We start from the raw sequence: 1,411 nt of genomic DNA on the forward strand, positions 1-1,411 counted from the left end.
GGGTAGCGTCCGCGGAGGTGGTGGAAATTCCGGTTTTGGCCGGGGTGTAGGGCTGGGGTGGCCATCGGACCTGGCGGCTAGGGTGGAGTTGCGAAGCTCCCACCCCTGACCGACCGAGGACCTGATGACCGAGGACAGACTGCCACTCGCCGAGCTGCTGGCGAAAGCAGGAGACGGTGACTTCCTTCGCAGCGTTGCCGAGGCGGTGCTGCAGATGCTGATGGAGGCCGACGTGGAGGGCCTGATCGGCGCCGGGCGGCACGAGCGCACCGGCGAGCGGCTGAACTACCGCAACGGCTTCCGCGACCGTACGCTCGACACGCGGCTCGGCGCCCTGCAGCTGCGCATTCCGAAGCTCCGGCAGGGCAGCTACTTCCCGCCGTTCCTGGAGCCGCGGAAGACCTCCGAGAAGGCCCTGGTGGCCGTCATCCAGGAGGCCTGGATCGGCGGGGTGTGGCCGTTGGCCGACCTGCGGTCTCCGACGCGCCGCGTTGACGACCTGGTGCAGGCCATGGGCCTGACCGGGATCTCGAAGTCCACCGTTTCGAAGCTGTGCAAGGACATAGACGAGCGCGTCGGCGCCTTCCTCGACCGGCCGTTGTCCGGCGAGTGGCCGTATCTCTGGCTGGACGCGACTTACCTGCGCCAGCGCGAGGGCGGCCGCATCGTCTCCGTCGCGGCCATAATCGCCGTGGCCTGCGATGCCGAGGGGCGGCGCGAGATCGTCGGCCTGCACATTGGCCCCTCCGAGGCGGAGACATTCTGGGCCGCCTTCCTCAAGAGCCTGGTGAAGCGCGGCCTGAAGGGCGTGAAGCTTGTCGTTTCCGACGCTCATGAAGGGCTCAAGGCGGCAATCGCCCGCGTCCTCGGGGCGACATGGCAACGCTGCCGGGTGCATTGGATGCGAAACGCGTTGGCCCATGTCGGCAAGGCCCAGCAGTCCATGGCCTCCGCTGCCTTGCGCCAGGCGTTCCTGCAGCCCGACCAGGCCAGCGCGCGGCAGACCTGGCGCCATGTGGCCGACCAGCTCCGTCCCCGCTGGCCGAAGCTCGGGCTGCTCATGGATGACAGCGAAGACGACGTGCTGGCCTACATGGCGTTCCCGGCGCAGCACAGGACCAAGCTCCACTCCGTGAACACGCTCGAGCGGCTGAACAAGGAGGTGAAGCGCCGCGCCGACGTGGTCGGCATCTTTCCCTCCGAAGCCTCCATCATCCGCCTCATCGGCGCTGTCCTACTCGAGGCCAATGATGAATGGCAGATGCAGCACCGCTACATGGGCGTCGAGGCCATGGTCGACATGCTCAACCCGCCGCCCACCAACGAGACCCTGCAACTTCCACCCAAGGCCGCCTGAGCCGTGGCCACCTCAAGCCCATCAGCATTTTCCACCACGTTGACGGACGTGACC

The 1,411-nt window shown here is 67.4% G+C and carries 1 protein-coding gene; it reads left to right on the forward strand.

Features of this window, described 5'->3' with window-relative positions:
* The first annotated feature begins 124 nt into the window (after positions 1-124).
* Positions 125-1,357 carry an IS256 family transposase gene (locus ACTS2Z_RS11065; RefSeq protein WP_442573266.1) on the forward strand — a complete coding sequence of 411 codons (1,233 nt, stop codon included), beginning with the start codon at positions 125-127 and terminating at the stop codon, positions 1,355-1,357.
* Positions 1,358-1,411 lie beyond the last annotated feature (54 nt).

The organism is Glycocaulis sp. (assembly GCF_052168375.1).
Classification (GTDB): domain Bacteria; phylum Pseudomonadota; class Alphaproteobacteria; order Caulobacterales; family Maricaulaceae; genus Glycocaulis.

Coding starts and splice junctions, on each gene's coding strand:
- ACTS2Z_RS11065 (WP_442573266.1), top strand. CDS start 125: ATGACCGAGGACAGACTGCCACTCGCCGAGCTGCTGGCGAAAGCAGGA.